The organism is Stenotrophomonas sp. RIT-551, from assembly GCF_026241915.1.
GTDB classification, from domain to species: domain Bacteria; phylum Pseudomonadota; class Gammaproteobacteria; order Xanthomonadales; family Xanthomonadaceae; genus Stenotrophomonas; species Stenotrophomonas bentonitica_A.
In genome coordinates, this window is sequence record NZ_JAPJIU010000016.1 from 16,537 (window position 1) to 42,586 (window position 26,050).

At 67.3% G+C, this 26,050-nt stretch carries 21 protein-coding genes; 14 read left to right on the top strand and 7 right to left on the bottom strand.

Features of this window, described 5'->3' with window-relative positions:
* Window position 1: 1 nt before the first annotated feature.
* The 7 genes from ORK51_RS15620 to ORK51_RS15650 all read left to right on the top strand — a co-directional run bounded on the left by ORK51_RS15620 (window position 2) and on the right by ORK51_RS15650 (window position 9,583).
* The gene (locus ORK51_RS15620) at window positions 2–487 is read left to right on the top strand and encodes a GNAT family N-acetyltransferase (RefSeq protein WP_070425456.1); all 486 of its coding nucleotides are present in this window, start codon (window positions 2–4) and stop codon (window positions 485–487) included.
* Window positions 484–1,428 (top strand): EF-P lysine aminoacylase EpmA, encoded by a 945-nt coding sequence (epmA, locus tag ORK51_RS15625; RefSeq protein ID WP_266085681.1) that lies wholly within the window; start codon window positions 484–486, stop codon window positions 1,426–1,428. The genes ORK51_RS15620 and epmA overlap by 4 nt, the downstream gene beginning before the upstream one ends.
* Window positions 1,429–1,538: 110 nt before the next feature.
* Window positions 1,539–2,261: a DUF3011 domain-containing protein gene (locus ORK51_RS15630; RefSeq protein ID WP_019184339.1), complete on the top strand. Its 723-nt coding sequence runs from the start codon at window positions 1,539–1,541 to the stop codon at window positions 2,259–2,261.
* Window positions 2,262–2,304: 43 nt separating this feature from the next.
* Window positions 2,305–3,366 carry an S-methyl-5-thioribose-1-phosphate isomerase gene (gene mtnA, locus ORK51_RS15635; protein WP_019184338.1) on the top strand — a complete coding sequence of 354 codons (1,062 nt, stop codon included), beginning with the start codon at window positions 2,305–2,307 and terminating at the stop codon, window positions 3,364–3,366.
* Window positions 3,367–3,583: 217 nt separating this feature from the next.
* Entirely contained in the window at window positions 3,584–6,283 is a 2,700-nt protein-coding gene (gene gyrA, locus ORK51_RS15640; RefSeq protein ID WP_019184337.1) for a DNA gyrase subunit A, read from the top strand.
* A gap of 200 nt (window positions 6,284–6,483) precedes the next feature.
* The gene (locus ORK51_RS15645) at window positions 6,484–8,976 is read left to right on the top strand and encodes a membrane-bound PQQ-dependent dehydrogenase, glucose/quinate/shikimate family (protein WP_266085686.1); all 2,493 of its coding nucleotides are present in this window, start codon (window positions 6,484–6,486) and stop codon (window positions 8,974–8,976) included.
* A 121-nt stretch (window positions 8,977–9,097) separates the two neighbouring features.
* Window positions 9,098–9,583: an REP-associated tyrosine transposase gene (locus tag ORK51_RS15650; protein WP_266085688.1), complete on the top strand. Its 486-nt coding sequence runs from the start codon at window positions 9,098–9,100 to the stop codon at window positions 9,581–9,583.
* A 29-nt stretch (window positions 9,584–9,612) separates the two neighbouring features.
* Here ORK51_RS15650 and ORK51_RS15655 read toward each other — a convergent pair whose 3' ends face one another.
* Both ORK51_RS15655 and ORK51_RS15660 read right to left on the bottom strand, forming a co-directional pair.
* Window positions 9,613–10,005 carry a DUF3037 domain-containing protein gene (locus ORK51_RS15655; RefSeq protein ID WP_019184334.1) on the bottom strand — a complete coding sequence of 131 codons (393 nt, stop codon included), beginning with the start codon at window positions 10,003–10,005 and terminating at the stop codon, window positions 9,613–9,615.
* Window positions 9,983–10,759, bottom strand: coding sequence for a HipA family kinase (locus ORK51_RS15660; RefSeq protein ID WP_266085691.1), 777 nt, complete (start codon window positions 10,757–10,759; stop codon window positions 9,983–9,985). Before ORK51_RS15660 ends, ORK51_RS15655 begins: the two co-directional genes overlap by 23 nt.
* 185 nt (window positions 10,760–10,944) lie before the next feature.
* Between ORK51_RS15660 and ORK51_RS15665 the strand changes: the two genes are divergently transcribed.
* The 5 genes from ORK51_RS15665 (at window position 10,945) to ORK51_RS15685 (ending at window position 17,485) form a co-directional block, all read left to right on the top strand.
* The gene (locus tag ORK51_RS15665; protein WP_266085693.1) at window positions 10,945–13,416 is read left to right on the top strand and encodes a S9 family peptidase; all 2,472 of its coding nucleotides are present in this window, start codon (window positions 10,945–10,947) and stop codon (window positions 13,414–13,416) included.
* Between the two features lie 136 nt (window positions 13,417–13,552).
* Window positions 13,553–13,999 (top strand): hypothetical protein, encoded by a 447-nt coding sequence (locus ORK51_RS15670; RefSeq protein WP_266085695.1) that lies wholly within the window; start codon window positions 13,553–13,555, stop codon window positions 13,997–13,999.
* A 93-nt stretch (window positions 14,000–14,092) separates the two neighbouring features.
* Window positions 14,093–16,390, top strand: a complete 2,298-nt coding sequence (locus ORK51_RS15675; RefSeq protein ID WP_266085696.1) for a patatin-like phospholipase family protein — start codon at window positions 14,093–14,095, stop codon at window positions 16,388–16,390.
* Window positions 16,380–16,799 (top strand): hypothetical protein, encoded by a 420-nt coding sequence (locus tag ORK51_RS15680; RefSeq protein WP_266085697.1) that lies wholly within the window; start codon window positions 16,380–16,382, stop codon window positions 16,797–16,799. The genes ORK51_RS15675 and ORK51_RS15680 overlap by 11 nt, the downstream gene beginning before the upstream one ends.
* A 14-nt stretch (window positions 16,800–16,813) precedes the next feature.
* Window positions 16,814–17,485 (top strand): HAD family hydrolase, encoded by a 672-nt coding sequence (locus tag ORK51_RS15685; RefSeq protein WP_266085698.1) that lies wholly within the window; start codon window positions 16,814–16,816, stop codon window positions 17,483–17,485.
* A gap of 31 nt (window positions 17,486–17,516) precedes the next feature.
* On the opposite strand, the gene ORK51_RS15690 is transcribed toward ORK51_RS15685, so the two are convergent.
* On the bottom strand, window positions 17,517–18,056 hold the full coding sequence (locus tag ORK51_RS15690) for an acyl-CoA thioesterase (RefSeq protein WP_070425444.1): 540 nt from the start codon (window positions 18,054–18,056) through the stop codon (window positions 17,517–17,519).
* 81 nt (window positions 18,057–18,137) lie between these two features.
* Here ORK51_RS15690 and ORK51_RS15695 point away from each other — a divergent pair, with 81 nt between their 5' ends.
* A complete protein-coding gene (locus ORK51_RS15695) occupies window positions 18,138–18,713 on the top strand; it encodes a TetR/AcrR family transcriptional regulator (RefSeq protein WP_266085700.1) in 576 nt (191 codons plus the stop codon).
* A gap of 43 nt (window positions 18,714–18,756) precedes the next feature.
* The gene (locus ORK51_RS15700) at window positions 18,757–19,533 is read left to right on the top strand and encodes an SGNH/GDSL hydrolase family protein (protein WP_429000692.1); all 777 of its coding nucleotides are present in this window, start codon (window positions 18,757–18,759) and stop codon (window positions 19,531–19,533) included.
* A 42-nt stretch (window positions 19,534–19,575) separates the two neighbouring features.
* On the opposite strand, the gene ORK51_RS15705 is transcribed toward ORK51_RS15700, so the two are convergent.
* From ORK51_RS15705 to hutH, 4 genes are all read right to left on the bottom strand, one after another.
* On the bottom strand, window positions 19,576–21,708 hold the full coding sequence (locus ORK51_RS15705; protein WP_266085702.1) for a TonB-dependent receptor family protein: 2,133 nt from the start codon (window positions 21,706–21,708) through the stop codon (window positions 19,576–19,578).
* A 283-nt stretch (window positions 21,709–21,991) separates the two neighbouring features.
* On the bottom strand, window positions 21,992–23,659 hold the full coding sequence (gene hutU / locus ORK51_RS15710) for a urocanate hydratase (RefSeq protein ID WP_266085704.1): 1,668 nt from the start codon (window positions 23,657–23,659) through the stop codon (window positions 21,992–21,994).
* Window positions 23,656–24,489 (bottom strand): N-formylglutamate deformylase, encoded by an 834-nt coding sequence (gene hutG, locus ORK51_RS15715; protein WP_070425439.1) that lies wholly within the window; start codon window positions 24,487–24,489, stop codon window positions 23,656–23,658. The genes hutU and hutG overlap by 4 nt, the downstream gene beginning before the upstream one ends.
* Entirely contained in the window at window positions 24,486–26,027 is a 1,542-nt protein-coding gene (gene hutH / locus ORK51_RS15720) for a histidine ammonia-lyase (RefSeq protein WP_266085706.1), read from the bottom strand. The genes hutG and hutH overlap by 4 nt, the downstream gene beginning before the upstream one ends.
* Between the last annotated feature and the right edge of the window lie 23 nt (window positions 26,028–26,050).

Below are 26,050 nucleotides of genomic sequence, written 5' to 3' on the forward strand. Positions count from 1 at the left end.
CATGCAGACCGTCCCCCTCGATTTCCGCCTGGCCACCGTCGCCGACACCGAGCTGCTGATCGGGCTGATGCGTGATTTCTACGCCGAAGACAAACTCGACTTCGAAGACACCCGTGTGCGGAACGCGCTGGCCGCGTTGCTGGAAGATCCGCGCAACGGTGAAGTGCTGCTGTGGCTGGACGAGGCCGGCGCGGTGGTGGGCTATGGAGCACTGGCGATGGGCTTCAGCCTGGAGCAGGGCGGCCACTTCGCGTTGCTCGATGAGCTGTACCTGAGCCATGCCGCGCGTGGGCGGGGCCGCGGCAAGCAGGCGTTGGCCATCCTCGAGCAGCGCGCCAACGCACGTGGCGTGGAGCGCATGCGCCTGGAAGTGAACCATCACAACGAACTGGCGCGACGCCTGTACCTGGCCACCGGCTACGTGGATGACACCCGCGATCTGCTGACCCTGCCGCTGGCCCAGCGCTTGAAGGACGCGCGCGCGTGATCGCCGCGCTGCGCCAGCGTGCCACGCTCAATGCACTGATCCGCCGCTTCTTCGCCGCACGCGACGTGCTCGAGGTCGAAACGCCGATCCTGTCCGCAGCGGGCAATACCGAGCCGAACATCGACAGCTTCCATACCCGCTTCAGCGGGCACGTGGATGCGGGCACCGCGCAACGCTGGCTGCGCACCTCGCCGGAGTTCCCGTTGAAGCGATTGCTCGCGGCAGGGGTGGGGGACTGCTACGAACTGGGTCGTGTGTTCCGCAACGGCGAAGCCGGCGGCCGCCACAATCCCGAGTTCACCATGCTGGAGTGGTACCGGATCGGCTGGGACCACCGTCGCCTGATCGACGAGACCGCCGCCCTCGTGCGCGATGCGCTGCAGCTGGTCCAGCGCGAGGCGACGCTGGAGGTCACCGATTACCGTGGTCTTTACCAGCAGCACGTCGGGCTGGACCCGTTCCAGGCCAGCCTGGAAGACCTGCAGGCACCGCTGGCCGAGGTCCGCATCGATGCGGACGGATTGACCCGGGATGACTGGCTCGATCTGCTGATGACCCACTGCATCCAACCGCACTTCCGTGACGACACCATGACGGTGGTGCATGACTGGCCTGCCACCCAGGCGGCACTGGCGAGAATTCGGCCGGGCACGCCGCCGCTGGCCGAACGGTTCGAGCTGTACCTTGGCAGCGTGGAGCTGGCCAACGGCTATCACGAGCTGAACGACGCGGCTGAACAGCGCGCGCGTTTCGAGCGCGACCATGCCATCCGTACCGCGCGCGGCGACGTGCTGCCCCCGCTGGATGAACACCTGTTGGCGGCCCTGCCGGCGCTGCCCGATTGCGCGGGGGTGGCGGTGGGCGTGGACCGGCTGCTGATGGCGATGAACCGCACCGGCCGCATTGCCGATGTGCTGGCCTTCGATTTCGCCCACGCCTGAGGCGTTTTGACGCATTCGCGTCTTGCACGGGCTGCATGATGATGCTCTGATCACACCGGATGTCCGAAGGTGGGTCATGTGATTGTTCAGGCGTGGCGGGGATCGTGTTGATGAAGCTGTTGGTAGGCGCGGGCATGCCCTTGTGGCCGGTGTTGCTGTGGACTGCGCTGATGCCTGAAACGGCGCTCGCGCAGGCCGGCGGCTATGCCGGGCAGGTGGTGCGTTGCGAATCGCGGGACATGGGGTGGGTGCATTGCGATGTCCCCACCGAAGGCGGTGTCGATCTGATCCGCCAGCTCTCCGACAACAGCTGCGTGCGAGGCTCGGAATGGGGCACCGACCGTTCCGGCGTCTGGGTGACCCTGGGCTGTCGCGCCGAGTTCCGCGCGCGTACCGCGGCTGCCGCGCCGCGTGCCGACGGTGAACGCCGCACGCGGCGGGTGGTGCGCTGCGAATCCAACGGGCGCCCGCAGAGCTGCCCGGTCGTGCTGCAGGGCGCGCCGGTGCGTCTGCTGCGCCAGCTCACCTCGCTGCCGTGCCGCGAAGGCCACAGCTGGGGCTATCGCCGCAATGAGATCTGGGTGACCCGCGGTTGCCAGGGCGAGTTCGAGGTCGGTGCCGCCGATGGCAGCGGGTTCCTCAACGTGCCACGCATCCTGGTATGCGAGTCCAAGTCGCGCCAGCGCCGCTTCTGTGGCGCCGGGATCACCCACGGTGTCACGCTCAACAAGCAGCTCTCCGGCACCCCCTGCGAGCAGGGCAGCAGCTGGGGCTGGGACAGCCGTGGGGTCTGGGTCGACAAGGGCTGCCGCGCCGAGTTCGCGGTCAACTGAGCGCGCGATTCCGCCTGCATCGGCACGCCGCTACAATGGCCCGATGAACGCATCCACCGACATCGACTACGCCCGTTACGACCATATCCGCCCGATCCTGTGGACCGGCGAGAGCCTGCAGCTGCTCGATCAGCGCAAACTGCCGTTCATCGTCGAGCACGTGGAGTGCCGCGACAGCGACGCGGTTGCCGAGGCCATCCATGCGCTGACCGTGCGCGGCGCACCGGCGATCGGCATTGCCGCCGCCTGGGGCGTGGTACTGGCGGCCAATGAGGTCCAGGCCGACGATGGCGCCCAAGCGCTGTTGAAGCTGGAGCCGGCCCTGCAACGCCTCAACGCCTCGCGCCCGACCGCCGTGAACCTGGCCTGGGCGCTGGCCCGCATGCGCCGCGCGCTGGCCCCGGCCGGTGCCGACTGGCAGCAGGTGCTGGCCGCCGAAGCCCAGGCCATCGCCGAGGAGGATCTGGCCGCCAACCGCCACATGGGCGCGCTGGGCGCCGGCCTGATAGAGGCCGGCAGCGGTGTGCTCACCCACTGCAATACCGGCTCGCTGGCCACCGCCGGCTTCGGCACCGCGCTGGGCGTGATCCGCGCCGGCATGGCCCAGCACCGCATCGCCCGCGTGTTCGCCGGCGAGACCCGGCCGTGGCTGCAGGGCGCGCGCCTGACCGTATGGGAGCTGCAGCAGGATGGCATCGATGCCACCCTGATCGCCGATTCGGCCGCCTCGCACCTGATGAAGACCGGTGCGGTGCAGTGGGTGGTCGTGGGCGCGGACCGCATCTGCGCCAACGGTGACACCGCCAACAAGATCGGCACCTACCAGCTGGCCATCGCCGCCCGCCACCACGGCGTGAAGTTCATGGTGGTGGCGCCGTCCTCCACGGTGGACATGGACACTGCCGACGGCGAGCAGATCGAGATCGAACAGCGCGATCCCGGCGAGCTCTACGGCGTGGGCGGCACCCGTACCGTGGCCGAGGGCATCGCCGCCTGGAACCCGGTCTTCGATGTCACCCCGGGCAGCCTGATCGACGCAATCGTGACCGAGCGCGGGGTGATCCTGAACCCGACGGTAGCCAACATGCAGGCCGCGTTCGGCTGAGGCCGGCTGCGGCGAGTGCCACGACCGACGGTCGTGGCCTGCCCAAGCGCCCGCCAACGCCCCCGTAAGTTCCTGATTCTTGCCGGTAAAACCCCCGTAAAAGCGGGCGGAAAATGGCCCGCTGTGGTAGAATCCAACGGTTAATCGAGATTCCGGCGCAACCGCCCCGAAAGGGCGGTCGTGACGGACTGGACCGCTACCAGACAACGGAACCCGAATGGCAGAAACCGCCAAGGAAATCATCCAGGTCAACCTGGAAGACGAGATGCGCAAGAGTTACCTCGATTACGCGATGAGCGTGATCGTGGGGCGCGCACTCCCGGATGCGCGCGATGGCCTCAAGCCGGTGCATCGCCGCGTGCTGTTCGCGATGAGTGAACTCAACGCGCACGCCAACAAGCCTTATTTCAAGTCGGCGCGTATCGTCGGTGACGTCATCGGTAAGTACCACCCGCATGGCGATCAGTCGGTGTACGACACGCTGGTGCGTCTGGCACAGCCGTTCTCGCTGCGCTACATGCTGGTCGATGGCCAGGGTAACTTCGGTTCGGTCGACGGCGACTCCGCCGCGGCGATGCGATACACCGAAGCCCGCATGTCCAGGCTCACCCATGAGCTGATGGCCGACATCGACAAGGAAACGGTCGATTTCCAGCCCAACTACGACGAAAAGGAACTGGAGCCGACGGTCATGCCGACCCGGTTCCCGAACCTGCTGGTCAACGGTTCGGCCGGTATCGCGGTGGGCATGGCGACCAACATCCCGCCGCACAACCTGACCGAATCGATCAACGCCTGCATCGCGCTGATCGACAACCCCGAGATCGACGTCGACGGCCTGATGGAGTTCATCCCGGGCCCCGACTTCCCGACCGCGGGCATCATCAACGGCACCGCCGGCATCGTCGCCGGGTACCGGACCGGTCGTGGCCGTGTGCGCATCCGCGCCAAGGCCGAGGTCGAAGTGGCTGACAACGGCCGCGAATCGATCATCGTCACCGAGATCCCGTACCAGGTGAACAAGGCCCGGTTGATCGAGAAGATCGCCGAGCTGGTCAAGGAAAAGAAGCTCGAAGGCATCAGCGAACTGCGCGATGAGTCCGACAAGGACGGCATGCGCATCTTCATCGAGATCAAGCGCGGCGAGTCGGCGGAAGTTGTGTTGAACAACCTCTACCAGCAGACCCAGATGGAGTCGGTGTTCGGCATCAACATGGTGGCGCTGGTCGATGGCCGCCCGCAGTTGATGAACCTCAAGCAGATGCTCGAGGCCTTCGTGCGCCACCGCCGCGAAGTGGTCACCCGCCGCACCGTGTTCGAACTGCGCAAGGCGCGTGCGCGTGCGCACGTGCTGGAAGGCCTGACCGTCGCGCTGGCCAACATCGACGAGATGATCGAACTGATCAAGACCTCGCCGAACCCCACCGAGGCGCGCGAACGCATGCTCGCCCGCCTGTGGGAGCCGGGCCTGGTCGGCTCGATGCTGGGCGCCGCCGGTGCCGAAGCCTCGCGTCCGGATGATCTGCCCAAGGGTGTGGGCCTGCTCGCGGGCGGCTACCAGCTGACGGAGATCCAGGCGACCCAGATCCTGGAAATGCGCCTGCATCGCCTGACCGGGCTGGAGCAGGACCGCCTGACCGACGAGTACAAGCTGCTGCTGGAAACGATCGCCGGGCTGATCCATATCCTGGAAGATCCGGACCGTCTGCTGCAGGTCATCCGCGAAGAGTTGATCAACGTGCGTACGGAGTTCGGCGACGAGCGCCGCACCGAGATCCGCCACAGCGAAGAAGACCTGGACATCCTCGACCTGATCGCCCCGGAAGACGTGGTGGTCACCCTGTCGCACGCCGGCTATGCCAAGCGCCAGCCGGTCAGTGCCTACCGGGCCCAGCGCCGCGGTGGCCGTGGCCGCAGCGCTGCCTCGACCAAGGAAGAGGATTTCATCGAACAGCTGTGGCTGGTCAACACGCATGACACGCTGCTGACCTTCACCAGTGCGGGCAAGGTGTTCTGGCTGCCGGTCCACCAGTTGCCGGAGGCCGGCTCCAACGCCCGTGGCCGCCCGATCATCAACTGGATTCCGCTGGAAGCCGGTGAGCGGGTCCAGGCCGTGCTGCCGGTACGCGAGTACGCCGAAGGCCAGTTCGTGTTCTTCGCCACCCGCAACGGCACGGTCAAGAAGACCCCGCTCAGCGAGTTCGCCTTCCGTCTGGCGCGCGGCAAGATCGCGATCAACCTCGATGAGGGCGATGCGCTGGTCGGCGTCGGCCTGACCGATGGCGAGCGCGACATCCTGCTGTTCGCCTCCAACGGCAAGACCGTGCGCTTCGGTGAGGACAAGGTCCGCTCGATGGGCCGTACCGCCACCGGCGTGCGCGGCATCAAGATGCCCAAGGGTGAGGAAGTGGTCAGCCTGATCGTGGCCGAGAGTGCCGGCGGCAGCGAAGACGAGAACGAGGATGAGAGCCAGGTCGACGAGACCGTGATCGACAGCGGCGATGCCGTGATCGAGAACGGCGCCGACGATGACAACGCGCTCTACATCCTGACCGCGACCGAGAACGGCTACGGCAAGCGCACCCCGCTGCCGGATTACCCGCGCAAGGGCCGTGGCACGCAGGGTGTGATCGGCATCCAGACCACCGAGCGCAACGGCAAGCTGGTGCGTGCGGTGCTGATGGGCCCGCGCGACGAAGTGCTGCTGATCTCCGATGGTGGCACCCTGGTGCGTACCCGCGGTTCGGAAATCTCGCGCGTCGGCCGCAACACCCAGGGCGTGACCCTGATCCGTCTGTCCAAGGAAGAGAAGCTCCAGGCGGTTGAACGCATGGATGCCTCGCTGGATGAGGGTGTGGAAGAAGATGCACCGGCGGCCGTCGAGGCCAGCCCGGTGGTGGCACCGCCGGAGGCGTAAGCCCCTGCGGCAGTGACACGGAAAACGCCGGCAGATGCCGGCGTTTTTCGTTGTGGGGCAGGGAGATTGCACGCTTTCATCGTCGGCTGTGCCGACGCTGGCGGCTGCAGCAAAGAACGCGCAACGTTCACGACCCCGGTGGGATAAGAGCCGCGGGGCCGGCGGCAACGTCGGCGATCTTCGCGCTTCAGGAGAAACCGATGTCCACCACGACGCAGACCCGCCGCCCCCGCCATTGGCTGGTGGCCGTGCTGGCAATTGTCATTCTGTTGCTGGGCGTTGTATTCACCGCAGGTGGCGCCTGGCTCGCCAGCCTCGGTGGTTCCTGGTATTACGTGCTGGCCGGCGTCGGCCTGCTGATCTCCGGCGTGCAGCTGTGGCGGGGCCGCTACAGCGGCGCGCTGTGGTTCGCGCTGGTGTTCGTCGGCACGCTGCTGTGGACGTGGTGGGAGTCGGGCAGCAACTATTGGCGCTGGGTGCCGCGCCTGGGCCTGATCGTGGCGATCGGCTTCGTGCTGTCGCTGCTGCTGCCGACGTTGGATCGCCCGGTGTCGCGCAAGGTCTCGCGCGGCATCGCCGGCGTGCTGGCGCTGGTGTTCGTGGCGGCCTTCACCCTGGCCTTCGTGCCACATGGTGTTACCGAGGCACAGGGCGCCTTCCCCGAGCCGATGACCAGCACCGGCCTGGCACCTACGGCCGACGCGCCCCTGCAACCGGCCGACCGCCCGGTGGACGGTGACTGGGCCGCCTATGGTCGCAACAACGCGGCAACGCGTTTCTCGCCGCTGCAGCAGATCACCCCGGACAACGTGGCCAAGCTTGAGCAGGCCTGGCTGTTCCGCACTGGCGACCTGCCGGAGAAGCGCTGGGGTGCGGAAACCACGCCGCTGAAAGTCGGCGACAGCCTCTACCTGTGCACCGCGCGCAATCAGCTGGTCGCGCTCAACGCCGCCGATGGCACCGAGCGCTGGCGCTACGACCCGAAGATCAAGGACAAGTCGATCCCGTACACCGCCGCCTGCCGCGGGGTCTCCTACTACGAAGTGCCCGCCACCGCGCAGGACACCGCGTTGAACGATGTGGCCGCGGACCTGGCCGTTCCCAGCGGCGTGCCCGTGCTGACCCAGGTGCCGCGTGGCGCCTGTGCCGCCCGCATCATCGAAGGCACCCTGGATGGCCGCCTGATCGCGGTCGATGCCGCCACCGGCAAGCCGTGCGCCGGTTTCGGCAACAACGGCCAGGTCGACATCACCGTGGGCATGGGCGACAGCCCGGCCGGCTATGTCTCCATCACCTCGCCGCCGGCGATCGTGCAGGGCGTGATCGTGACCGGCCACCAGGTGCTGGACGGACAGCGCCGCGACGCGCCGTCCGGCGTGATCCAGGCCTACGATGCCGTCACCGGCAAACTGCGCTGGGCCTGGGACATGGTCCGCCCGGAGCGCAACGGCGCACCGCCGCCGGGTGAGACCTATACCCGCGGCACCCCCAACATGTGGACCACCGCGACCGGCGACGACGAACTTGGGCTGGTCTACCTGCCAATGGGCAACTCGGCCGGCGATTACTGGAGTGGCTCGCGCACCGAAAACGAAAACCGGTACGCCACCTCGCTGGTGGCGATCGACGTCAACACCGGCAAGCCGGCCTGGCACTTCCAGGCGGTGCGCAAGGACGTCTGGGATTACGACATGGGCTCGCAGGCGACCCTCATCGATTATCCGACCGCCGCCGGCAAAGTCCCGGCCCTGCTGCTGCCGACCAAGCAGGGCGACATGTACATCCTCGACCGTCGCACCGGCAAGCTGCAGACCCCAGCCGAAGAGCGCAAGGTGCCCACGGGCGGCGTCGAGCCGGAACAGCGCTCGCCCACCCAGCTGTTCTCGCTGTATCACACGCTGCGCAAGCCAGACCTCACCGAGCGCGACATGTGGGGCATGACCCCGATCGACCAGCTGGTCTGCCGCATCCAGTTCCGCAAGGCCAGTTACGAAGGTTTCTACACGCCGCCGACCGCGGACCGTCATTCCATCGAGTATCCCGGCTACAACGGGGGCTCGGACTGGGGCAGCGTGGCCGTGGATCCGCGCCGTGGCGTGATCGTTGCCAACTACAACGACATGCCCAACTACAACCGGCTGGTGCCGCGCGAGAAGGCGGACAAACTGGGATGGCTGCCGCGCGAGGATGTGACCGCCGACAAGGGCGGCGCCGAAGGCGCGGGCGATCCGCAGGTGGGCACGCCGTACGCCATCGACGTCAACGCGGGCTGGCGCCTGCCGTTCACCAAGCTGCTGTGCAAGCAGCCGCCCTACGGTGGCATCCGCGCGGTCGACCTGCGTACCGGCAAGACCCTGTGGGACCGCCCGTTCGGCAGCGCCCGCGGCAATGGGCCGTTCGGCATCCGCTCCGGCCTGCCGATCGAGATCGGTACGCCCAACAACGGTGGTTCGGTGGTCACGGCCAGCGGCCTGATCTTCATCGCCGCGGCGACCGATGATCTGCTGCGCGCGATCGACCTCAAAACCGGCAAGGAACTCTGGCATGCCAAGCTGCCGGCCGGCGGCCAGGCCAACCCGATGATCTACGAGTTCGGTGGCCGCCAGTACGTGGTCATCATGGCCGGTGGTCATCACTTCATGGAAACCCCGGCCGGCGATTACGTGATCGCCTACGCGTTGCCGAAGGGGTGAGGGGCGCCGCGTCGGATGTGGCCGGCGTTCCATTGACGCAAGGCCGGGCAGCGCCCGGCCGCTCGTTGCGCGACTACAGCGCTTCGCGCAGAAATCTGACAACGGACCGCGTTCTCTCCCGGTGAGCCTGGACGGCACGCGCTGCCATGCTGGCCGGATGCCGAGTATCTCTGTTCGATCTGCGCGATGTCCGCTGTCAAATGCCTGCTACGTCGTCACCACTGTCACCACCCATCAATTCCCGCTGTTCCATCATCACGGTAATGCGCAGGATGTCGCGCGCTGGCTGCGTGCTTCCGACGCGGAAAGACGCACGGAATCTTTCGCCTGGGCCATCATGCCCGACCGCGTGCATTGGCTGTTCCGGCTTCGCAGGCACCCGATGACGAGTGTGGTCCGCTGGCTGAAATCGCGATCGGCGCACGCGCTCACTCAACGCAATGCGAACCAGGGCAGGATCTGGCAACCGGGCTGCCACGATCATTCCCGGTGCGATGAGCGCGACCTTCTTGCGCGCGCCACCGACATCCTGTCCCTCCCGATGCGGGCGGGGCTGGCCAGCGGTCTGCATGGCTATCCGTTTTCGTGGTGCCGCTGGCCGGTCTGAATCGTGACGGCGCCGCCGCCCCGGCGGCGCTACGCCGGGACCCGCACCATCTTCCGCATCAGATGCTCGACCACGCCTGTCGGCTCTGCAGTACGGCCGACGTGCGTGCTCGACATCTGCACCACCGAGCTGCGCTTGGCGGTGAGGAAATGGAAACGTGCACGCGCAGGCAGCTGCGCGATCGGCCCGGCGTTCGCGTCACCGCGGCAGATCGCCACGATCGCATCCAGCCACGGCTGCAGGCCCTCGATATCCAGCGTCGGCGCGAAGGCACGCAGCCGCTCCACATCCAGCTCGATCGCCGCTTCCAGGTGCTTTGCGCCCGGGCAGGACACGATCACCCCGACGTTGATGAATTCCTCGCGCTCCACGCGGGGCACTACGCGGATCACCGCATAGTCATAGGTGTGCAGTGTGGGCACGGACGGCCTCCTGTACAAAAGCCGCGCGTACGCGAAGGCGGTGTTGCAGATAATCGATATACGCCTGGCGGTAAGCCGCCGGGCTGTCGAAGGCGGGTTCGTCCACCAGCCAGCTGTCCGGCACCAGGCCGACGATCCGCTCGATTTCGGCATCGGGCAGCATCACCGCGAGCGCAGAATCCACTTCGGCAATCCGCGTGGCGAACGGCAGCAGTACATGATCGCGGATCAGCACGAACGGCTTCCTGCAGGCCTCACCGGCACTGGCCCAGTCGTGATGGAAATACATCGCTGCGCCATGGTCGATCAGATACAGCCTGCGATGCCAGACCATCAAGTTGGGATTGCGCGCGGTGCGGTCCACGTTGCTGGTGAAGGCATCGAACCACACGATCTTCGAGGCCAGCTCGGCATCGGGCTGCATGGCCGCCGGGTCGTAGTTGATCGCCCCGGGCAGGTAATCACTGCCCAGGTTCAGGCCCTCGCTGGCACGGATCAGATCCTGGATTTCCGGGTCCGGTTCGGTCCGGGCGAACTCGCGGTCGAGCTCCACGAACACGATCTCGGGGATCGGCAGGCCGAGCGTGCGGGCGATCTTGCCGGCGATCAGTTCGGCGATCAGGGCCTTCGGCCCTTGGCCGGCGCCACGGAATTTGAGCACCACCATGCCGTCGTCGTCGGTCTCGACCACGGCGGGCAGGGAGCCGCCTTCGCGCAGCGGGGTGACATATCGGAGGGCGTGCACGGTTCGCATGGGGCATTCTAGCCGGGCCAAGGCCGGGCGTGACGCGTAAGGGGGCGCTACCCGGCACGGTGGAAGGATTCGCTTTGCAGTGTCGGGCGGTTGGCCCTTCCGGCCCATTCACACCGGTCCCGGCGGTGCTAGATTCGGGTCATGCCCCTGTTGCGGGCACTCGTTGACACTGCAAGGGGATAAGGATGCTGATCCGTCGTACTTCGCTGGCTGCGGCCGTTGCCGTTGCCACCTTCGGGCTGCTGCTCGCTGCACCGGCCTTTGCCGGTTACGCCACGCCGCCGGAGAGCCTGCTCAAGGTGCTCAAGGCACCGCCGCCGCCGACGCCCAGCGTCGACCCGACCGGCCAGCGCCTGCTGCTGACCACCACGCAGACCTATCCGTCGATCACCCGCGTCGCCCAGCCGTATCTGAAGCTGGCCGGCGTGCGCCTGGAGCCGAAGAACCGCAGCCGCCACGACACCCCGGGTGGTTATGGCATTCCACCGTGCGTGGGCGACTTCACCGTGGTCGATACCGCCAGTGGCCGCTCCACCAAGGTCGCCTTGCCCAGCGGGTGCGCCGGCATGGCGCAGTGGTCGGCCGACGGCCAACGCTTCGCCTTCCAGAACGTGGTCGATGACAGTGTGCAGCTGTGGATCGGCGATGCAGCGACCGGCCAGGTCCGCCAGGTGCCCAACGTCGCGCTGAACCCGATCTTCGGCAGCACCGTACAGTGGCTCGGCGGCAGCCAGCAGCTGCTGGTCAAGCTGGTGCCTGCCAAGCAGGGACCGGCGCCGAGCGCCGAAGGTGCGATCGGCCCGGACATCCAGGAGTCGCTGGGCACGGCTGGCGAAAGCAGCACCTACGAAGCCCGCGATACGCTGACCAGTGCCTACGATGAAGCGCTGTTCGCCTATTACGGCCAGTCGCAGCTGGCGGTGGTGGATACCGCCTCCAACACCGTGCGCACCGTCGGCGCCCCGGCGCTGCTGGACAGCATCGGGGCCGCCCCGGATGGCGTGCATGTGCTGACCAGAACACTCAAGGCACCGTTCTCGCATGCGGTCACCTACCAGCGTTTCGCCAATGACGTGGCCGTGCTGGATATCACCAGCGGCCGCAGCACGCCGATCGCCAGCCTGCCGCTGGCCGATCGCGTGCCGGTGCATGGCGTGCCGGAGGGCCCGCGCGATTTCGATTGGCGCGCCACCGATCCGGCCACGCTGGTCTATGCCGAAGCTCTGGACAAGGGCGACTGGAAAGTCACCGTTCCGCATCGTGATCGCGTGCTGATGCTCAAAGCCCCGTTCACCGCCAAGCCCACCGAGATCGCCCGCACCGCGCAGCGTTTCGAAGGCCTGGCCTGGACCGCGCAGCCGGACGTTGCCTTCCTCGACGAGAACGACGAGAACCGCCACTGGCGCCAGACCCGCATCGTCAACGTCGACAACCCCAGGCAGGAAGGCCGGCTGCTGTGGGATCTCTCCAGCGATGAGCTGTACGAGGACCCGGGCAGTTTCGTGTACCAGCGCCTGCCCAACGGCGCCTACGTGGTGCGTCAGGAAGGCAACACGGTCTTCCTGCGCGGGCAGGGTGCTTCGCCGCAGGGCGATCGTCCCTTCCTGGATGCGCTCAGCCTCCGCAGCCTGAAGACGGAGCGTCTTTTCCGCAGCGATGCCGATGCCTACGAGCAGTTCATCGGCTTCAGCGCCATCCCGGGCCACCTGCTCACGTGGCACCAGTCGGTGACCGATGCGCCGAATGCATTCGTGCGCCTGCTTGGCGAGGACGTCGCCGACGCCAAGCCGGGCGAAGCGCAGGTCGTGTCCAAGCCGGCCGCGTTGACCCACCTGGTGGATCCGACGCCGGAAGTGCGCCAGATCAAGAAGCGCCTGGTCACCTACAAGCGTGCTGACGGCGTGGATCTGTCGTTCACCCTGTACACCCCGCCGGGCTACAAGGAAGGCCAGCGCGTGCCGGCGATCCTGTATGCCTACCCGGCCGATTTCGCCAACGCGGCACAGGCAGGGCAGGTCTCCGGTTCGCAGCAGACCTTCACCCGCCTGGCGCCGTACCGGCTGATGCTGCTGGCCGGCTACGCGATCATCGACAACGCCTCGTTCCCCATCGTCGGCGACCCCAAAACCGCCTACAACACGTATCTGGAACAGCTGGAGGCTGATGCCAAAGCCGCGGTGGACAAGGCGGTGGACCTGGGCGTGGTCGACCGCAACCGGGTCGGCGTCACCGGTCACAGCCATGGCGGCCTGATGACCGCCAACCTGATCGCGCATACCGATCTGTTCAAGGCAGGCGTCGCCACCAGTGGCTCGTACAACAAGACCTTCACCCCGTTCGGCTTCCAGAATGAACGCCGCTCGGTGTGGCAGGCGCAGGACGTGTACCTGAAGGCCTCGCCGTTCTTCTATGCCGACAAGATCAAGTTGCCGCTGCTGCTGGTTCACGGCGAGGACGATGCGAACCCGGGCACCGAACCGTTCCAGTCGCGCAAGCTGTTCCAGGCGATCCGCGGCAATGGCGGCACCACCCGCCTGGTGATGCTGCCGCACGAACCGCATTGGTACACCGCACTGGAATCCAATGAGCAGCTGGTGTCGGAAATGCTGAACTGGTTCGATACCTATGTGAAGAATGCGCCGCCGGCCAAACGCTGAGCCGAGGCATCGGTAACGTTGGCTGCCCTCGGCAGCGCCTGGCATCAGAGTAACGGCCGCCCGTGATGGGCGGTCGTGTTTACATACAAGGCCGGCCGCAGCCTTACACTGCCGAAAAACGCACAAGGACGTGAGCATGGACATCCACGCTTGGGGACCGACGGTGAGCGGTGTCGCTGGCGGCCTGATCGCAACGTGGCTGGTGGCGTACTGGGCGAGGGGGTTGCAGACGCACTACCGTGGCTGGTCCCGGGCCGCCCTGCGGCGCCGTCACCGGACCACGATCTGGACCGCCAACATCCTGCTCTTCGTGGGACTGCTGGGGGGTCTGGCCTTGTACCCGCTGGGTGGATTCGCCAGCAACGATCACCGCCCGGCATTCCTGGCGTTCGGGCTCGCCTCGTTGTTGCCCCTCTCTGCACTGGTCATCATTCCGTTTCTGACCGGCCGAAGCGTGCGGGAGTCGTTCGTCGCGTTCGCGCTCGGCCAGGGCGCGCCGGTATGGGCAACGTATCTGCCGCTGGCAGGCGGCCTGGTCTGCCTCGTCGTGGCGATGGTGGGGTTTGTTTCCAACGGCAGTTGAGATACAGGACCCAGGCACCGCGGCTGGACCTCGCCGGGCGCGGCAGGCAAAGTGCGCTCCAAGGGGCGACGGGTACCGGGAGCGATGGATCGAATGCAGCAGACACCGACACAAGCCACCGGCACCGCCCTGCGGCGTGATCTCCGCGGCGGGCTGTTCGCCTTGGCGGCACTGATGTGTGCTCCGCTGCTGGCGGTCGCGCAGAGCGCTCCAGTGCATCCTGCTCCTTTGGTGCAGGACCCGGACCGCCCCCGCACCTGCCTGGTGCTCGGCGGCGGCGGTGCGCGCGGCGCGGCCCACATCGGTGTGCTCAAGGTACTGGAGCGCGAGCGCGTGCCGATCGACTGCATCGTCGGCACCTCAATGGGCGCGGTGGTCGGCGGCCTGTATGCCTCCGGCTACACCGCCGATGAGATCGAGGCGGTGCTGGACCGGATCGACTGGGCCGAGGTGCTGCGCGACAAGCCGCCGCGCGACGAGCGCAGCATGCGCCGCAAGGAAGATGACCTGCGTCTGCTGGGCGGCGTGGAGGTCGGTCTGAGCAACGGCAGGATCGCGTTCCCGCAGGGCCTGATCCAGGGCCAAAAGCTGGAGATGCTGCTGCGCCGCCTGTTGCTGCCGACCTGGCAGGTGCGCGATTTTGACCGGCTGCCGATTCCGTTCCGGGCGATTGCCACGGACATCGTCAGCGGCGAGAAAGTCGTGTTCGCGCAGGGCGATCTGGCCTTGGCGATCCGCGCGAGCATGTCGGTGCCGGGCGTGTTTGCGCCGGTGCGTTATGAGGATCATCTGCTGGTCGATGGCGGTGTGGTCGACAACGTGCCCATCGATGAGGCGCGCCGCCTGGGGGCGCAGCGACTGATCGTGTCGCGGGTCGGCTCGCCGCTGATGACCGAGGCGCAACTGGATTCGCCGCTGGCGATCAGCCACCAGATGGCCAGCGTGCTGATGCAGCGCGAAGTACTCGCGCAGCTGGCCACCCTGGGGCCACAGGATCTGCTGATCACGCCGCCGCTGGGCGACATGGGCAGCCAGGATTTCAACCGTTCACCGCAGGCGGTGGGAGTGGGAGAGCAGGCCGCACAGGCCGAGGTGGTCTCCGTCCGACGCTTCCAGGTGGACGACGGCCGCTACGCCGCCTTCCAGCGCCAGCATCGGCCGCCGGCGTATGAAGCGCCGATCGTGGCCTTCATCGATGTGCTGCACGATAAGACACGTACCGCGCGCTACATCGAGCAGCGCCTGAAACCGGAGGTCGGCCGGCCGCTGGCGCCGGACCGCGTGGAGCAGAACGTGGCCACGGCCTACGGCGAAGGCCGCTACCAGCAGGTGCAGTGGCGGCTGGAAGAGCGCGACGGGCAACAGGGCCTGGTGCTTGCGCCGCAGGACAAACGTTGGGGTCCGGATTTCCTGCATTTCGCGCTGCGCCTGTCCGATGATTTCGATGGCAGCAGCAACTACCAGCTCATCACCGAGCTGACCCGTACTGGGCTCAGCGAGCAGGGCGCCGAGCTCAAACTGCGCGTCGGGCTGGGCGAAGTCGAGGAGGCTTTCGCCGAGTATTACCGGCCATTCGGCAGTAGTGGCCGGCATGCATTGTCGACCTATGCCAAATACCGCGCCACCGATCTGGACCTGGCGCTGATGCGCGGCGGCGCACTCGCCGAGTTCCGCTACAGCCAGTGGCTGGGTGGACTGCGCTGGGCCTACTCGCCGCACCCCGACTGGGAACTGGCGCTGTTCGGTGAGCGGGGACGCGAGCGGTTGCGGCTGGATGTCGGCAATCCCAGCGAACTGGGCAACTACCGTGCCGATATGGGCAGCATCGGCTGGCAGCTGCGCCACGATTCGATCGACAGCTCCGCCTTCCCGAGCCGCGGCCAACGCCTGTCGCTGACCCGCCAGCATTACCTGGATGCGCTGGGCACCGATAACTCGGCCGCAGTCACGCGGGTGCAGTGGGATGGGGCATGGGCGCACGGTCACAACCGCTGGCTGGGGGGCCTGCGCGCCTCCTCCGCACACGGTGGCGATGACCTGCTGGCTACCTACGGCTTCCTGGGTGGGTTGGGCAATCTGTCCGGCTATCCGGAAGAATCCATCTTTGCGCCGCAGACCGCGCTGGCCCGGGTGGTGTATTACCGTCGCGTCGCGCACGCCGATTCGCTGCTGACCATCCCGCTGTATGTCGGCGGCAGTGTGGAGTGGGGCGGATTCTGGCAGCGCCGCGAGGATGTCAGCCTTGATGGCATGCAGACGGCCGGCAGCCTGTTCGTCGGCGCCGATACGTTCCTGGGGCCGGTGTTCCTCGGTTACGGCCGCGCACAGGGTGGGTACAATTCGTTCTATCTGACCTTCGGTTCCTTGCTGCGGACGCTGGATGGATTCTGACGTGGCCGGTGCGATGCGCGCCCAGGGATCATCCTGCGCTTTATCCTGTGCAGCCCCATCCCGCGACGTGATGCTGATGAAATCGATGTTCCTGGCGCTGTTCATGCTGTTCTCTGTCAGCCACGCGCACGCCGCAGATGCCCCCGCGCTGCCCCCTGCCTGGACCGAGATCGGCGTCACCGTCGATATGCCCTACGCGCAGGCCAAAGCGCTGTTGCTCAAAGCAGGGTGGGTCGCCGAAGCGCCCGACAACGACGGCGACCCCAGCTTCGCCGCGCATCCGGAGGTGGATTGCGGGCAGGGCTGGGACGCGATCTGCTCGGCAGGATTCAGCCGCAAAAACGAGGCTTATGGGCTGGTACTGACGCCCACCGATGATGGCAACCTGCGCGTGCAGGGCGTCTTCTGAACGGAGTGACACGGATGTCCGAACGTACCGTAGTGGTCTTCGATTTCGATCTGACGCTGACCCGCTGGGAGACCGCCAGCCGGTTCTTCAAAACGCTGCTGCGGCGCCAGCCATGGCGGATCGCCGGGGTGCTGCTGGCACTGCCGGTGCTGGTGCCGCTCTGGGCACTGCCGCGCACGCGCCGGCGGCCGGTGCGCTTTGCGGTCTGGATGGCCACCTTCGGACGCAGCCGTGAGGCGCTGGTGGCGCTGGCGGTCGCGCATGCCGACGAGGTGTTCGCAGGACCGGAGCCGGTGTTCCTGGCGCAGGGCGTGGAACGACTGCGTCAGCATCTGGCGCAGGGCGACGAGGTCGTCATCGCCACCGGCTGCTGGGAGCCGCTCGCACGTGCGCTGCTTGAGCGCGAAGGTCTGCAGGACGTGCCGCTGGTCGCCTCGACATTGCGGCCGTTCCTGGGCGGGTGGATCAGCGAGCACCATTGTCTTGGCGAGAACAAGATTCCGATGCTGACCGAACGCGGTTATCCGCCACCGTGGCGCATGGCCTATACCGATCATCGCGCCGACCTGCCGCTGCTGCGCAACAGCGAGCAATGGTATCTGGTCAGCCCGGGGCAAACGTGCCTGCGCGTGATCGAGCAGGCGATGATGACGAAGGCGGACATCCTGCCGTGGCGCGCAGCCTGACCGCTGGGATGCCCGGTCGGGGGGCGCCACCTCAGTCCTCTTTCATCGCCATCTCGGCGGCAAGCAACGCCTGGGCCGCCTTGCCCAGTTCGGGCGAGGGCACGATCGGCGCGCCAATGGCCTCCATCATCTGATCGGTGGAGACGAAGCGGCGGTGCCGACGGTCGTAGACGCCGGTGATCAGCAGCGCGCGTGTGGCGACTTTCTCTTCCTCGCCGATCAACACGCGCTGTTCCATGATGATGCGCGTGCCGGCCCAGCCGACCATGCGGGTCTCCAGTACGAAACGCTGGAACGGCTTCAGCTCGCGCCGGAACTGGATGGTGCCGCCACTCACGATGGGCGCCCACTTCGAGCGCCAGGCCACGCGGCCCAGGCCCATCCGGAACACCAGGTCCAGGCGACCCAGGTCGAAGATCGTCCAGTAGCGCCCGTTGGTCATGTGCAGGTTGCTGTCGATGTCGTTGGGCAGCACCCGGAAGTTCAGTCGCGACACCGCAAACGGCGCGGCCAGTTTCGGCTTGAATGGGGTGGACAGCAGCAGGAGCAGCAGGCGGAACCAGAGATTCATGAGCGGGCCGTCATTTCTATTACAGTTGTCATAATGCAAATACGCTAGTCTAGGACACCTGTCTTAGCAAGGAATCCGGCCATGAGCGCACGCCATTCCGATGCCCCGCAACGTGTGGTGGCTGCGGCAGCGGAAATGCTGGCCACGTATGGGCTCAATGCCTCCAGTGTGCGCGAAGTGGCCAAACGCGCGCAGGCGCCATTCGGGTCCACCTATCACCATTTCCCGGGCGGCAAGCAACAGGTGCTGGCCGAGGCGACCACGTTGGCCGGCGCCAAAGTCGACGGCGTGCTGGCCACTTGCCTGCAGGCCGGTGGTGCCGAGGGGCTTTCGCTGTTTCTGGCGATGTGGCGCGAGCGGTTGATCCGTTCGGACTTCCATGCGGGCTGCCCGGTGCTGGCGGCTGCGGTTGAAGAGCCGATCGATGCGGCGCCCGACGATGCGCAGCGGGCGGCCGCCGCCGTGTTTGCCTGCTGGGAAGCCCGGCTGAGCGAGGCGCTGTGCACCGACGCCCGTACGCCCGGCCAGGCGCACGCGCTGGCGACCATGATCATCGCCAGCGTGGAGGGCGCGGTGGCGATGTGCCGGGCGATGCGTGACATCGGCCCGTTCGATCGCGTCGCGCTGCAGCTTGAATCGCTGGTGGCGGATCGCTGAGACTGCTGGCTTGCCCTTACCGGAGCGCCGCACCGTGCCAGCCTTGACCCGTCCCTTCGCCCTTGCCGCCGGCTTGGTGCTGTGCGCGCTTCACCCACTGGCCCAGGCGCAGGATGGTCCTGCGATCAATCCGCTGTATCTGGTGCCTGCCGACAAGGCGACGCCCGCACAGATCACGGAGATGCAGCAGCGCCTGCTGGACTGGCCGCAGCTGCAGCGCTACCGCGCCGAGAACGCCGCGCTGGCACCCGTTGCGCCTGGGACCAAGCGGGTGGTGTTCTACGGCGATTCGATCACCGAAGGCTGGGGACCGACCGGCAGTGATCGCTTCTTCCCGGGCAAGCCGTACGTCAACCGCGGTATTTCCGGGCAGACCACCGCGCAGATGCTGGTGCGCTTCCAGCAGGATGTCATCGCGCTGAAACCGGCGCTGGTGGTGATCCTCGCCGGCACCAACGATATCGCCGGCAACACCGGGCCGACCACGCAGGCGATGATCGAAGACAACCTGCACGCGATGGTGGAACTGGCGCAGGCGCACAACATCCGCATCGTGCTCGCCTCGGTGCTGCCGGTCAGCGATTACCCGTGGCAGCCGGGCGCGCAGCCCGCCGGCAAAGTGACCGCGCTCAACAAGGCCCTGCGCGCGTATGCCGAGCAACAGGGCGTGGTCTATCTGGACTACCACACGGCCCTGACCAACAAGGACGGCGGCCTCGACCCCGAGTTGGCCAGCGATGGCGTGCATCCCACGCCGACCGGTTACGCGAAGATGGTGCCGCTGGCCGAGGCTGCCATCACCAAGGCACTGGCGCGCTGAGACTGGGTTCCAGCCGGCTGGCCCAGTTACGGCGCAACGACGTCACTCGAAGCGCCAGCGCACGCCGGCATACACACCGCGCCCATCACCGGGCGTCGAGCGCGCGACATCCTTGCCCGCGTCGTCGTAGCCCGGCGTGACCGTGGCCGCGTAGTGGCGATCGGCCAGGTTGCGCAGCTCCGCCCAGGCCTGCCAGCGGCCACCGGGGGCGTCGTAGCCGATGCGGGTGCCGAAGATCACGTGGCTGTCGGCGGCCATGCTGTTGGCGTAGTCGACGAACATCTTCGAGGCGTACTCGGTGTTGAGCCCGGCGTAGAAGCCGGCCGGGTGGTCGTAGCGCAGTTCGGCCTGGTAGTAGTGGCGCGGCAGGCCGGGCAGGCGGTTGCTACCGAAGCGTGCATCATCGCGGTAGCGGAAGTCGCTGAAGGTGTAGGCCTGGCGCAGTGACAGCCGCCCGCCGACGCCCTGCCACAGTGCACTGTCCAGGCCGGCTTCGATGCCGCGGTGCACGGTCGGGCTGGCGTTGGATTCGGCAATGAACAGGTTCGGCACCGGCTGCACCTCGACGGTCAGCAGCTCGTGGTTGAGACGGGCGTAATAGCCGGTCAGCTCCCAGCGGCCGAGCACACTGTCGCCGCGTGCACCGAGTTCCAGCGTGGTTGCGGTCTGGTTGTCCAGTTCCACCGGCGCGCGCTGGCGGCCGGTGGAGGCGCCGTTACCGGCGGCAAAATACTGGTTCGAACCCCAGATCATCGACCACGGATGCGCCGGCTCCACCGAACGGCTCAGGTTGCCGAACCACTGTGTCTGCGGCGTCTGCTGCCAGGTGAAGCCGAGCCGCGGCGCGTAATCCCATTGCCGTTCGGAGAGCCGTTCCGGCGTGGCCGGCCAGGTGACCTGCACATCGCGGCGGGTGTGGATGAAGGCCAGGCCGGTCTGCAGGCGCAGCGTCTCGCTCAGCGCCAGATCGTTGCCGAGGTGCAGCACGCTGTCGGTGCCGTAATGCTGGAAGTCGCGGGTGTGCGTGCCGGCGGCGTAACCGTTGCTGGCAAAGCGCAGCGTCTCGCGCACGTTGGCATCCAGATCGTGGGTCACGCGCAGGCCGATCGTGGTCACGCTGTCATGCCCGAACAGCGCGTGCCGGCGGCGGTAGTCCAGCGTGCCGTTGAGGTTGGCGTAGTCCAGCTGCTGGCGGTAGAGGCTTTCGTTCAAGTCCATCGGGTACTTGTGGTACACGAGGCCGGCCTGCAGCGACGAATCTGCATCGATGGTGTAGGTGGTGGTGTTGCCGATCCAGGTGCTGCCCGGCTGCGGGCGGCGCGCATCGATGGCGAGGTTGGCCGGGTTGGCGGCACGTGGGTCGTTGCGGATCTGTGCGCGGGTCAGGCGCCCCGGGGTTTCGTGATCGGTCTCGCGGTAGCGCAGGAAGAAGCGCGCCTCCAGATCCGGCGTGAGCTGCCAGCCGATGTTGGCCACGGCGCCCTTGCCCTTGCCGGCGGCGTGTTGCTGATAGCCGTCGTACTCGGTATCAGTGTAGGCCAGGAAGTAATCAACCGCGTCCCGCACTCCGCCCAGGCTGATCCCGCGCTTCTGGTAACCGCGTGCGCCCGCTTCGTAGTGCAGCTCCAGCCCGGGCGTGTCGCGGCCGCTGCGGGTGATGTAGTTGACCGCACCGCCCAGCGCCAGGGCACCGCGCTCGAACCCGTTGGCGCCACGCAGCACCTCCACGCGGCTCAGCCACAGCGGCTCCAGCAGCTCGTACGGTGTGCCGCCCGGGCCGGTCAGGGGCAGGCCGTCCAGCGAGACCGACAGGCCGGAGGCATGCGCACCCGGCGCGCGGTTGAGGCCCGAGCCGCGGATGGAGACCTTGACGCCTTCATTGCCGGCGCTCTGCGCGCTGATGCCGGGCTGGTAGGCCAGCACATCGGCGGTGCCGGCGACGCGGCCCTGACCGACCTGGGTCATATCGACGACGTTGCCTGCCCCGGGTACCCGGTCGAGCGCGCGGCGCGCGGCGTCGTTGGCATCGGCGGCGGTGACGTTCACCGCGTCGAGGGTGACGGCCTGGCCAGCAGGCGCGGCGTGGGCGGCGCCGGTGGCGGAAAGGCTGGCCAGCAGGGCGGCGGCGAGCAGGGACAGGGTAGGGGCGGTGGAGCGATTCGGGTGGGCAGTCATTCGTGCGCGGTATCAGTGCGGACAAGACGCGCGTCGCCGCAGCAGCCTGTCAACTTCATGTGGGGCGCGCAAGTTAACAGGATGTTGCGTGTTCGTCACCCTTGTGGGGCGTATGGGGTGGCGACGGACGCCGGCTAAAACCCGATATCGGTAGTGCCGGCCGCTGGCTGGCTCGCCAGGAACGATGCGATTGCATTGCGTGAGAATCAGGAACGCGTGGTTGCCGGCCAGCGGCCGGCACTACCTTGAGCTGCGGCCCCGACCGTCGGCCGGGGCCCACCCATCAGCCCAGAATCCCAGGCAGATCCAGCCCCTTCTCCTTCGCGCACTCCACCGCGATCTCATAGCCTGCATCGGCATGCCGCATCACGCCCGTGGCCGGGTCGTTCCACAGCACGCGTGCAATGCGCTTGGCCGCCGCGTCGGTGCCATCGCAGACGATGACCATGCCCGCATGCTGCGAGAAGCCCATGCCGACGCCGCCACCGTGGTGCAGCGACACCCAGGTGGCGCCACTTGCGGTGTTGAGCAGGGCGTTAAGCAGCGGCCAGTCGGAGACGGCATCGGAGCCGTCGGCCATTGCTTCGGTTTCGCGGTTCGGCGAGGCGACGCTGCCCGAATCCAGGTGATCGCGGCCGATCACCACCGGTGCCTTCAGCTCGCCATTGGCGACCATCTCGTTGAACGCCAGGCCGAGTCGGTCACGATCGCCCAGGCCGACCCAGCAGATGCGCGCGGGCAGGCCCTGGAATTTGATCTTCTCGGCGGCCATGTCGAGCCAGCGGTGCAGGTGCGGGTTGTCCGGGATCAGCTCCTTGACCTTCGCGTCGGTCTTGGCGATGTCCTCCGGATCGCCGCTCAGCGCCGCCCAGCGGAACGGGCCGATGCCGCGGCAGAACAGCGGGCGGATGTAGGCGGGCACGAAGCCGGGGAAGTCGAACGCATCGTCCACGCCTTCTTCCAGCGCCATCTGGCGCAGGTTGTTGCCGTAATCCACGGTCGGCACGCCGAGTGCGTGGAAGGCGAGCATGGCGCGGATGTGGTTGGCCATGGAGGCGCGCGCGGCCGCTTCGACGTCCTTCGGCGCGGAGACGCGTTTTTCATCCCACTCTTCCACCGTCCAGCCCTGCGGCAGGTAGCCGTTGACCGGGTCGTGCGCGGAGGTCTGGTCGGTCAGCAGGTCCGGCTTCACGCCGCGGATCAGCAGCTCGTCCAGCACGTCGGCGACGTTGCCGAGCAGGCCAACCGAGAGCGGCTTCTTCGCGGTGCAGGATTCCTCGATCAGGCGCAGCGCTTCGTCGAGGTCGTCGGTCCAGGTGTCCAGATACCCGGTACGCAGGCGCATCTCGATGCTGCTCCTGCGGCACTCCACTGCCAGGCACGAGGCGCCGGCCATCACCGCAGCCAGCGGCTGCGCGCCGCCCATGCCGCCCAGCCCGCCAGTGAACAGCCATTTGCCGGCCAGGCTGCCGTTGTAGTGCTGGCGGCCCATTTCCACGAAGGTTTCGTAGGTGCCCTGCACGATGCCCTGGGCGCCGATGTAGATCCAGCTGCCGGCCGTCATCTGGCCGTACATGGCCAGGCCCTTCTTATCGAGCTCGTTGAAGTGGTCCCAATTGGCCCAGCGCGGCACCAGGTTGGAGTTGGCGATCAGCACCCGCGGGGCGTCCACGTGGGTACGGAACACACCGACCGGCTTGCCGGACTGCACCAGCAGGGTCTGGTCATCCTCCAGCCGCTGCAGCGTCTCGACGATCTTGTCGTAGCTTTCCCAGTCGCGCGCGGCGCGGCCGATGCCACCATAGACCACCAGCTCCTGCGGGCGCTCGGCCACGTCGGGGTGCAGGTTGTTCATCAGCATGCGCAGCGGGGCTTCGGTCAGCCAGCTCTTGCAGGTGAGCGTGCTGCCGGTCGGGGCGAGGATGGTGCGGGTGGAATCGAGACGGGTCATGCAGCACTCCGGGACGTAGCGAAGTCGAGACAGGCATCGAGCACCTGCTGCAGCGTGGCGCGCAGCGGGGCGGCGTGATCGGGATCCAGCGGCGTGGGCCAGCTGTGCTCATCCACGGCCTCGGGCTCGTGCATGTAGCCGCGGCAGGCCAGCTCCATCTGCAGCGTGTGCACGCCGCCAGGGATGTCGCTGTAGTGACGGGTGATGTAGCCGCCCTTGAAACGGCCGTTGCGGACATGGCTCATGCCGCTCATCGCGCACAAATTGTCGACCACATCGGTCAGCGCGTTGTCGCAGGTGGTGTCGCCATTGGTGCCCAGGTTGAACTGCGGCAGCTGGCCATCGAACAGGTGCGGAATATGCGAGCGGATCGAGTGCGCGTCGTACACCACCACGGTGCCGTGCTGCGCACGCAGGCGCGCGATCTCCGCGGCAAGGGCGTCGTGGTAGGGCATGAACCAGGTAGCGCGGCGCCGCGCGATCTCGGCTTCGTCCGGGCCGTGGCCATCGCGGTACAGCGGCTGGTTGTCGAAGGTGGTCAGCGGGCACAGGCCGGTGGTGTTCTGGCCCGGGTACAGCGAGCTGCCGCTGGGGTCGCGATTGAGATCGATGACCGAGCGCGACACCGCCGAGCGGATCGTGGTGGCGCCCATCTGCTGCGCGAAGGCATACAGATCGTGCACCCACCAGTCGGCATCGCGGCGGGCCAGCCACGGGGAGATGAACTGCGCGGCCAGTGCATCGGGCAGCTCGGTGCCGGTATGCGGGAAGCTGACGATCAACGGTGCATCGCCGCGGTGGATCTGCAGCCAGTCCGGGTGCGCGGTCATGACAGCGGCTCCAGCGGCGGGAGGATGTCACCCAGGCCGTCGGCCAGCACGCCGCTGCGGATCAGATCGGTCGCGGCCACCATGTCCGGATGGAAATAGCGGTCGTCTTCCAGCGTGGGCACCTGCGCGCGCAGGCGCTGGCGCACCGCTTCCAGCGCATCGCTGGAGCGCAGCGGGGCGTGGAAATCGCAGCCCTGCGCGGCGGCGAGCAGCTCGATGCCGATCACGTTGGCCGCGTTCTCGGCCATCGCCATCAGGCGGCGCGCACCGTGGGCGGCCATCGAGACATGGTCTTCCTGGTTGGCCGAGGTCGGGATCGAATCGACGCTGGCCGGATAGGCGCGCTGCTTGTTTTCCGAGACCAGCGCGGCGGCGGTGACCTGCGGAATCATGAAGCCGGAGTTCAAGCCGGGCTTCGGGGTGAGGAACGCGGGCAGGCCGGACAGCGCCGGGTCGACCAGCATCGCGGTGCGGCGCTCACTGATCGAGCCGATCTCGCACACGGCCATCGCCAGCATGTCGGCCGCGAAGGCGACCGGCTCGGCATGGAAGTTGCCGCCGCTCAGCGCCTCGTTGGTATCGGTGAACACCAGCGGATTGTCGGACACGCCGTTGGCTTCGATCGCCAGCGTGGTCGCGGCCTGGCGCATCACGTCGAACGCGGCGCCCATCACCTGCGGCTGGCAGCGCAGGCAGTAGGGGTCCTGCACGCGCACGTCGTTGTCGCGGTGCGATTCGCGGATCGCCGAGCCCTGCATCAGGGTGCGCAGCGCGGCGGCGGTGGCGATCTGCCCGCGCTGGCCGCGGATGCTGTGGATGCGGGGATCGAAGGGCGTGTCCGAGCCCTTGGCCGCTTCCACCGACAGCGCGCCAGTGACCAGCGCCGCACGGAACACGGTATCGATCGCGAACAGGCCGGCCAGTGCGTAGGCGGTGGAGTATTGCGTGCCGTTGAGCAGGGCCAGGCCTTCCTTCGCACCCAGCACCAGCGGGGCCAGGCCGACCTTCGCCAGTGCCTCGGCAGCGGGCAGGCGCTGACCATCGACGAAGGCCTCGCCGACACCGATCATCACGCTGGCCAGGTGCGAAAGCGGGGCCAGGTCGCCTGAGGCGCCAACCGAGCCCTGGCACGGAATCACCGGAATGAAATCGTGCTGCAGGAACGCTTCCAGCAGGGCCAGCGTCTGCGGGCGGATGCCCGAGGCGCCCTGGGCGAGGCTGGCCAGCTTCAGCGCCATCATCAGGCGCACTACCGGCGCCGGCATCGGCTCACCGACGCCGGCCGCGTGCGAGAGCACGATATTGCGCTGCAGGGTTTCCAGATCCTCGCGCTCGATGCGCACGCTGGCCAACTTGCCGAAGCCGGTGTTGATGCCATACACCGGTGCGCCCTTGGCGACGATGTCGGCCACGGTCTGCGCACTGCGCAGCACGGCGGCGGCCGAAGCCGGGTCCAGCCGCACCCGCGCGCCGTCATGGATCGCGCGCCATTGCGCCAGCGTGACGGCGCCGGGGTGCAGGGTCAGGGTAGTGCTCATGAAATCTCCAGACATCACTAGGT